This window comes from Streptomyces sp. NTH33, from assembly GCF_003236365.1.
Classification (GTDB): Bacteria; Actinomycetota; Actinomycetes; order Streptomycetales; family Streptomycetaceae; genus Streptomyces.
Genome location: NZ_POTZ01000315.1, coordinates 1 through 8327, shown reverse-complemented (window position 1 = coordinate 8327; position 8327 = coordinate 1). Strand labels below are relative to the sequence as shown.

At 70.2% G+C, this 8327-nt stretch carries 8 protein-coding genes and 1 pseudogene; 4 read left to right on the top strand and 5 right to left on the bottom strand.

Annotated features, from left to right (window positions below):
* Nucleotides 1-629 precede the first annotated feature (629 nt).
* Both C1I97_RS25570 and C1I97_RS25565 read left to right on the top strand, forming a co-directional pair.
* On the top strand, nt 630-926 hold the full coding sequence (locus tag C1I97_RS25570; RefSeq protein WP_146608287.1) for a hypothetical protein: 297 nt from the start codon (nt 630-632) through the stop codon (nt 924-926).
* Complete coding sequence (locus C1I97_RS25565) at nt 923-2365, top strand: serine/threonine-protein kinase (RefSeq protein ID WP_111005522.1); 1443 nt, start codon at nt 923-925, stop codon at nt 2363-2365. Before C1I97_RS25570 ends, C1I97_RS25565 begins: the two co-directional genes overlap by 4 nt.
* A gap of 26 nt (nt 2366-2391) precedes the next feature.
* On the opposite strand, the gene C1I97_RS25560 is transcribed toward C1I97_RS25565, so the two are convergent.
* The 3 genes from C1I97_RS25560 to C1I97_RS25550 all read right to left on the bottom strand — a co-directional run bounded on the left by C1I97_RS25560 (nt 2392) and on the right by C1I97_RS25550 (nt 4020).
* Complete coding sequence (locus tag C1I97_RS25560; protein ID WP_111005521.1) at nt 2392-2601, bottom strand: hypothetical protein; 210 nt, start codon at nt 2599-2601, stop codon at nt 2392-2394.
* Nucleotides 2580-3002 (bottom strand): peptidase inhibitor family I36 protein, encoded by a 423-nt coding sequence (locus C1I97_RS25555; RefSeq protein WP_181446906.1) that lies wholly within the window; start codon nt 3000-3002, stop codon nt 2580-2582. Before C1I97_RS25555 ends, C1I97_RS25560 begins: the two co-directional genes overlap by 22 nt.
* Nucleotides 3003-3102: 100 nt before the next feature.
* Complete coding sequence (locus tag C1I97_RS25550) at nt 3103-4020, bottom strand: hypothetical protein (protein ID WP_111005519.1); 918 nt, start codon at nt 4018-4020, stop codon at nt 3103-3105.
* A gap of 450 nt (nt 4021-4470) precedes the next feature.
* On the opposite strand from C1I97_RS25550, the gene C1I97_RS25545 reads away from it, so the two are divergent.
* Together C1I97_RS25545 and C1I97_RS25540 are read left to right on the top strand one after the other, a co-directional pair.
* On the top strand, nt 4471-5622 hold the full coding sequence (locus C1I97_RS25545) for a hypothetical protein (protein WP_111005524.1): 1152 nt from the start codon (nt 4471-4473) through the stop codon (nt 5620-5622).
* A 145-nt stretch (nt 5623-5767) separates the two neighbouring features.
* Entirely contained in the window at nt 5768-6568 is an 801-nt protein-coding gene (locus C1I97_RS25540; RefSeq protein WP_111005518.1) for a serine/threonine protein kinase, read from the top strand.
* A 52-nt stretch (nt 6569-6620) separates the two neighbouring features.
* Here C1I97_RS25540 and C1I97_RS41745 read toward each other — a convergent pair whose 3' ends face one another.
* Nucleotides 6621-7412, bottom strand: a complete 792-nt coding sequence (locus tag C1I97_RS41745) for a M23 family metallopeptidase (protein ID WP_258382729.1) — start codon at nt 7410-7412, stop codon at nt 6621-6623.
* Nucleotides 7413-8086: 674 nt separating this feature from the next.
* Nucleotides 8087-8327, bottom strand: a pseudogene (locus C1I97_RS40735) (hypothetical protein); the annotation flags it as partial.

Sequence of the window (8327 nt, the reverse complement as noted above, 5' to 3'; positions counted from 1 at the left end):
ACCACCGACGGCATCCACGACCTCCACGGGAACGACGACACGACAGGCCACCACTCCCACCAGATCGCCGCCCCTATGCCCGACCAGCGAAAACGCCGTCCTCAAGCCCGGAAAGACAACAGCTTCTGACACCAAACCGGCACATCGCACCCACCACCCCGACCACAGGCCCGACCACAGGCCCGACCACAGCTGGTCACAACGTTGCCCAGCCCCATGTGGCCGAAGATTGCACAGCACCCGGCACCGCTGCGCATCGGCGTGCACAGCGGCCCGGCCAGCGGTGCCCCCGGGATTGCACGATCTTTCAGGCACGCTCCTGGCGTCTTGCTCAGCGGTTCCCACGCCGCAGCCGGGCAGCTCCTCACGCCCACTGCTGGGCAGGCCCTCCCGCTCGCCGGTGTCGACCTGGGCCTGCCAGTTCCGCACGGCGGTCTCGGTCAAGCGGCACTGCTCACCTGACCGACGAGACACCGGACCCCGGGCAACCGAATCCGCCGAAACTGTGGTCTGGAAAGCGGAGCAGCTACAACCAGAGGACAGAGGTTGAAACTCATAGTTCCCAAGCAGTGGAGTGTCATGCCGCCACCGCTCGCGCCCTGCAGTCGGCCAGCGAGACGGGACAGCTGATGGTGATCCACGGCATCCAGCCGATTACAGCGTGTGAGCGCGATGGCTTCCTGGCGGTCTGCCGAGACCGTGAACTGAAGACCGACGCAATCATCAACGCGGTCAAGGGCGAAACCGTTGCGTCTCCTGCCGCATCGACCGCTCTGACCTCGCCGGGCAGGTGCCAGGAACAGGAACGAGCGGAGAATGGGTTGGAGACGATGCTGGCCCACTTGCCCTCTTCGCCCCCGCGGGTCGCCTCCGCGGCGGGAGTCCCGCCCACCGCCCAGGCCGTCGCGGCGAAGGTCCGCGCATGACCGCCGGGCTGCGCAACACCGGAGCAGGCTACGACTGGGCGGTCGCGGTACCGACGGGCTACCGGGTGGGGCCCTGGGAAGTGGTCTCCCCCTTGGCGTCGGGCAACTGGGGCAGCGTCTACGCCGCACGACGGGCCTCCGACACCAAGCCCGGTGGCGGGACGGCCGGGTCGCCACCGGCCGAGGTAGCCCTGAAGTTCGTGGCCACGAACGCACTGGGACCGGGCCGCTCCCGCCAGTGGCAGGAACTGGCCCGACGTGAGGCCGAATTCAGTCGCAACGCCGACCACAGCCGGCTCATCCAGGTCTTGGAGACCTTAGTGGTGATCGACGAGGAGCGGCCCGAACTGGACGGCGCCGTGGTCCTCGTCATGGAACGCGCCGCAGGCAGTCTGCAGGACCGGCTCGACGCGGCGACGGATGCCGAGCCGCTCACGGACGCCACCCGGATGATCACCCAGATCTGCGAAGGCCTCGCCCACCTTCACGCGGAGGGATGGGTCCACGGCGATCTCAAGCCCGCCAACGTGCTGATCATGCCCGACGGTTCTGTCCGGCTCGCCGATTTCGGCCTGGTCTCACGGGTGCACGGCACCCACGGCTACGCGCCCCCCTTCGGATCGCCGGACTACCTGCCGCCAGAGCGCTGGCAGGAAGGGCTCGGCGAGCGCGGGGTCCCGGTACGCTCCACAGCCGACATCTGGGCGCTGGGCGTCACCGTGCACCAGATCCTCACCGGGGGAGCCCTCCCCTTCCCCGGATCCACCGCCGGGGCACGCACGGCCGCGGCCCACGAGTACGCCAGCGGAAGAGCCCCCCTGCGCCTGCACCCCGCCCTCGACGCGGCCGGGCGGGACTTCGTCACCCGTTGCCTTGCTCGCGACCACGCGGACCGTTCCTCAGCCACCGCCGACCAACTGCTGGTCCTGGCCCGCAAGTTGTCCGACGCAGACACCCGGCGTCGACGGACTCGGCCCTGGCGGCGTGCCGCCTTCGCGGGGGCGGCCACCGCCGTCCTGGCGGCCGGAACCGCCGGAGGCTGGTGGTGGTTCTTCGGAGAGGGCGGAGGCAACCCCGCGAACGCCGACACCACGGCGCGGATCACCACCTACAACATCGAGGCGCCATGCCGGAAGCAGACCGAGCGGCTGCGCGCCTGCAGCCTGGGCCTGGCCCTGGACCCGCACAAGAAGTACCAGGCAGGCAATGTCTCCGAGCGGCGGATATGGCACGGGGATGTATTGCAGGCCGAGTGCGTGGTGTACGACGGGGACTGGGTCGCCGACGAGACTGGCGTAGGCACCCCGCGCTGGTACCGGGTGCGGGTCACCGAGGAGCCGTCCGGATACGCCTGGTTCCCGGCCGTCCGCACCAGACACGAGCCCACCTCACTGCCCACGTGTGAAAAGCACGCCGAGGCAGGAGGCGGAAGCCGCTGAGCGATCCGTGCCGGGTGCGGGTCCGGTCACCTCCCGGCGAGGCGTTCGACGAGGGCCTGCCAGGTGCCGGCCAGGGCGTGGTCGGGGCCCGGGGCGGTCCGTTCGGCCGAGGCGGGCAGGGAGAGGTACAGCAGCGGCCGCGCGCCGCACGACACGGCGCCGCCGCTCGCGCCGGTAGGCGCGAGCGGCGGTGACGGATCAGCGGAGAGGACGGTCAGCAGCTGCCGGCGATCCACAGGTTGGAGTGGCCCTTGTCGTTCGCCACCGAGTCCCAGGTGTTGCCCCAGCCCTTGTCCAGGCAGAAGGAGTTGCCGGTGTAACCGTTGCCCGTGAAGACCATCACGGAGCTGCCCGAGGTGCCGATGCCGTTGTTGAACCAGGACGAGTCATAGCCGACGATGAACCTCTGGCTCGTGTCCGACCAGACCGGGTTGTCGAACTTGAATTTGGCGATGGGGAGCTTAGCTTTGTCGTAGTTGATGTCCATGTAGGCGCACAGGTACTCAGCCGGACAGGTGCCGGGGTTCGAGTGGTTATAGGAGGGCTTCGTGCCTCCGGCCTGGGCGCTGGTCGCGGCGAACGGGATCATGGCGGCGGCCAGAGCCAGCCCCAGCAGGGCGCGCTTGGTGGTGCGCATGGCGTGTTCTCCTTCTGGTGGATACCCTCCGGCAGGCGCCGGGGGCCCACGCCCGGCCCGACAGGGGCCGGGCGCGCGGGTTCGGTGGGGAGGTGCGGCCTCAGCCGGAGCCGACGACGGAGCGGGCCCGGCCGAGCGCGGTCGTGACCGCCTGGGTGTAGTAGCGGGTCTGGCGTGCGAACTCGTGACGCGCGGCGTCCCGCACATGCTCCCGTTGCAGGCGGGTGCCGATCCTGGCCAGTCCGGCCTCGCGATTGCACTCGGCGTCGGCGACGGCGACGGTCACCTCGCGCTTCCACGCCTTCTCGGCGGTGCGCGAACGGTTCTCCTTCGCCACGGCGCCGATGGCCTCGGAAGTGCTCGGGTAGGCCAGTCCTCGTGACTTCATGCAGGTCTGCCAGTCGGCCAGCGCCTTGGTGTACCGCGGTTCCACCACCACGTCGTCGTAGGTGACGTACTCCAGGTTCACCACGGCCACCTTGGCCTCGGTCCACTTGCGCAGATCGCCGTAGAGGTGTCGTCGGGCGTCGGCCTGGCAGCCGTCGGCGCTGGTGAAGATCTCTCCGCGGCCGGGCGCCGGGACAACGATCGCGGCGCGGTCGGTGCCGTCAAGGGCCCGGTCGTACTCAGCCTGCCGCTGCTTTGGGAGGGAGGCGAGGTAGCGCGCCTGGGGACCGCGCTCGGCCGCGGCCTTCACGCCCTGGCCGCCAGCCCCGGCCGCCTCGGCCAGACCGTAACCGTGCCGGCGTGCCCAGGCGACGTCGTCCAGGCCGAAGCGGCGTTCGGGTACCTCGCTGCGTGGCCCGTCCGGGTCGAGCCCGTACTGGAAGCCCTGGTCCCGCATGCAGCTGGTGATCAGCCGCTGCTCGGCTTCGCCGAGGAGCTTGCGCTCCGCATCGGTCAGCCCGGTGCGCAGCCGGCCGCCGGCGTCCTCGGTCGGCCGGTCGGCGGCGGAGCAGGCCGTAACGAGCAGCAGGCCCGTCACGGCGAGCGTCCGGAGCAGAGCCTTTCCGCTCATCGGAACTCCTCGTGTCGTCGGTGGCGGTCCTCGGACCGGTACGGAACGGTCGTGCCGACCGAACGTGGGAGGCGTGGCCGGACGCTGTGGAACGTATCCGGGGCGTGGTCGGGCGCGTCATCCGGAAGATTGCGGGGTGACGCCTGCGAGAGCCGTGAGGTAGGGCCGGGGCGGCCTGGTCGCGGACGGCTCCCGGCGATCAGCGTGCCGGTCCGGACACTCCGTCAACTTCCGGGTGCCGCATGCCCGGTGAGCGCCGTAGCGTGCTCCCACCGCCCGCGACCCGTGGGCGGACCACGGCCCTGGAGGAGAGGCGTCCCGCACACCTGGGGCCACCGCCACCAGGCGCCGCGGTGGCCCGAGCGAAAAGGGGAACGTGTTGTGAACAGTCCGACCATCCGCCGCGGCGGATCCGCCGCCGACCGACCGGCGACCCGGCGCAGGAGCCGCCTGCGGGGACTCGGTGCTGTAGCCGCCGTGCTCGTCCTGGCGGCGACGGTGCTGGGCCTGGCCGGGACGCCGCGGGCCGCCGCGGCACCGGCCCATGCTACCCGGGCCGAGGTGCCGGCGGGCGTGACCGCCGGCGTGGCCGTTTTCGACCGTACGACCGGGACCTTCACCGAACGGCTCAACGAGAACATGCGGTTCCGCTCGGCCTCGGTGGTGAAACTGCTCATCGCCCTCGACTACCTGCGCACCCGCGACCCCCGCACCCTGCCCTCCGCCGACCGCACCCGGCTCGACTCGATGCTGCGCAGCAGCGACGACGGCGCGGCCAGCTACTACTGGGGCCTGGGAGGGCGGACGGCGGTCATCGACCGGACGGTGGCGCAGCTCGGCCTGACCGATACCGCCAACCCGCCTGCCGGGTACGAGAGTTACTGGGGATACGTGTCCCTGTCGGCCGCCGACACGGTGCGGATCTACCGGTACGTCCTGGATACCGCCTCCGCGCCGGTGCGCGACTATGTGATGGGCAACCTGCGGCAGTCGACGCGCTGCGGCACTGACGGGTTCGACCAGCACTTCGGCATCGCCGGCTCCTTCGAGCGGCCGTGGGCGGTCAAGCAGGGCTGGTCCGGCTTCGGAAGCTCCGGCGGCTGCACCCCCAAACCCTCGACGGCCGTCCCTGTCGCCGCGGCGCAGCGGTCGGCGCCACTTGCCGCGGCCGGAGTGGACCTGACACGGGAGGCCCTGCACACCACCGGCACCGTGGGGACGGGCGATCGCACCATCGTGGCCGTGTTCACCCTGCACCCCGACGGCACCCCGTACGGCGCCGCGTACACGGCCGTCAACCGCCTCACCCGGTCCCTGGACGTGCCGGGTGCCGTCCGCCCGTCGGGAACCTGGTTCGGCACCTGGGGCTCGGGGGTGAATGTGCGCCTGCGTCCGGCCACCGTCGACTCCGCTCGGCTGACGACGCTGCCGGCCGGCGTGGAGGTCCTGGTGAGCTGCCAGAAGCTGGGCGAGGCGGTCAGCGTTCCGCCTTACACCAACGCGTGGTGGGCCTATCTTCCGCAGTACGGCGGCTACATGACCAACATCTACATCAGCTCGCCGGAGAACCGGCTTCCCGGCGTGCCCGACTGCGCCTCGTAACGGGCGGGCCCGGGCGGGCCCGGCCGGGCCCGCCCACCGGTGTCATCCAGCCGACGCGCGCGAGCGGGCCCGCACGGGGTACCTCTGGGTCTACAATCCCTGGCGGCCGAGGTCCGGCCGGGAACAGGGGGGGTAGTACCTGTCAATGAGCGGCATACTGATCCATTTACCGTCGACCCACCTCACGAAGCCGGCGACAACCCTGCGCCTGGGACCGGGGGAGGCGGCTCGCTTCGGCCGTGGCAGCACGGCGCATCCGGTCGAACTGCTGCTGCCGGATCCGGCCGTCTCCCGGCTCGCCGGGGAGATCCGGGCGACGGAGGACCACTGGCAGCTCACCAACTACTCCACCACCCAGAGTTACCTGGTCGAGAACCCTGAAGGCGCCGGGGAGTACCTGCGGATCTCGCCGCGCCGGTCGGGGGCGCCGATTCCGTTCGAGTTCGCCCGGGTCGTGCTGCCCACCCGGGGCTCCACGGTAAGCTTCCAAGTGTTCGCGCCCGACCATGTCTACCTCGACGCGGACAACCCTGCCGGCGCCTGGGGCACCCGCACGCTCAACGCTTACTCCCTGGATAAGACCGCCACATACTTCCTCGTCCTGGTGGCACTCTGTGAACCTCGGTTGCGCGAAGCGTCGGCCGTCTCCGTTCCGACCACCCCGCAGGTCGTGGAACGCATCCGCACCCACCCGGCGCTGACGCAGTTGACCGCGCGGGCGGTGAGCGCCCACATCGACTACCTGGCGGAGCAGAAACTGCGGGTGCGCACGCCGCGGCACTGCGCCGACCCAGGCAGCGGTGCGCGGCGTACCGGCAAGCGCGAGGCCGTGGTCGGCATCGCGCTGCGCTTCGGTCTGGTCCGCGAGGAGCACCTGGCGCTGTTGCCGCCCCGCACCCCGGGCCTTCAGTTCCCGGAACCAGCACAGTCCGGGGGTCACCGGTGAGCTGGCCGTGGCGGCCCGGCCCCGGGGTGGGCCTGGCCACCGCAGCCGTGCTTCAGGAGCACTGCGTGGTGACGCCGCCGGTCTCGTCGCCCTTGAGGTAGATCGCGCTGACGTAACCGACCCCGCCCGCCTTCAGCGAGAGGCGGACCCATTTGTTGTTGGTGATGCCCTCGGCGGTCACGGTCTGGCCGGTCACCCAGCACTGGGCCGGGTAGGACTGGCCCGCGTACACCTTGCTCACGACGGCGCACGTAGTGGACGCGCAGGAACGGACGTTGGCCTCGGCCCACGCCGTCACCGTCGTGGAACCACCCCCGCCCCCACCGGGCGTGCACGGCAGCCCGACGCCACGGTCGCGCAGGTACGGGACCGGGTCGATGCCGCGGATCGTCGTGGAGGTGCCGACCCGCACCCTCAGATGCAGATGGACGCCGGTGGAGTCGCCCTCGGAGCCCATCAGGGCGATGCGCTGACCGGCCGACACCTGCTGGCCGACGGAGACGTACCGCTGGTACATGTGACCGTACTCGGTCACGGTGCCGTCGGCGTGCAGGATGCGGATCCACTGACCGTAGCCCTGTGCGGTGCCGGAGTTGATGACCTCGCCTGCGCCGACCGCGTAGATCGGGGTACCCAGCGAGTTCGCGATGTCGACACCGTCGTGGGTACTGCTGTAGCCCTGGGTGACCACGCCGGCGGCCGGGCAGGAGCCGGCGTAGGCGGTGACGGCGGTGGAGCCATTCGTCGTCGCGTGGCCGGGGCCGGCCGCAGCGAGGGGCAGCAAGAGGGCCGCTACGGCCAGCAGACCGGCCCGCAGATTCATGCCACGCAGACCAAGACGCACGTGGGTTCCTCCCATGAGACAACGGCTTCCGACAAGCCGTAGGGCGTGGTGGACCCGGCCCCCGCCCGCCATGAGGCGACCGGCCGGACCACGGACGCTAGACGCGTGAGCGGTCCTCGGGGCATCCGGAAGTTTACGGAGAGACGGTGCGCGGAGAGGGCAGTAGTCCTGGCCCCCTTCCACATCCACGGGGTTCGGGGAGTGTCTGAGCAGGGGTAACCGCTACCGCGTTCAGTTTCCTGAACGCTTCGGCCCCACAGGTCAATGGCGGCCCTGACGAAACGGGTTGTACGCCTTGGTTACGGCCGTAACAACCCGAGGAGGTCGATCCCCCGCGTCAGGTTCTTGCGGTACAGCAACGTCCCCCCAGCATGCCGACACTCGCGATGAGGACGGTCGTCGCCGGATCCGACAGTGCGACATCCCGCGAGTTCGCCGTGCCCCTCGGTTTCTCGGCGTGGGGCCTGAGCAGGGACCTCGTCACCCTCGGTCTGTGCGTCTTTGCAGGGCACGTGATGTTCCTTCAGAAATCGCGAAGGTCCATCATGATCTATGTGGATCCATCGCTCTCGTCTTCCGGGCTGACCTGCGGCAACGGGAGATGAAAGCCAGGACGAACCCGCGGGATGTCGCGCAACAGCCGGGCCCACCCGAGGATGGGCCCGACTTCGGCGTCAGTGGCGAGTCTCCCACCACAGGATGAGCAGGGTCACGGCGCCGCTGCCGAGCTTGTAGGCCGCACCCTGTAGGAACTGACCCGTGAAGCTCCCCCCGTGGTCGGGACAGCTTGATACTGGGACGTACGGGTCCCGGAGGAAGCAGTCCAGGTAGTGAGTAAGAAGAGCAACACGAGCAAGCGGTACACGGCCGAGTTCAAGAAGGATGCCGTCGAGCTGGTCCGTTCCTCCGGGCGGA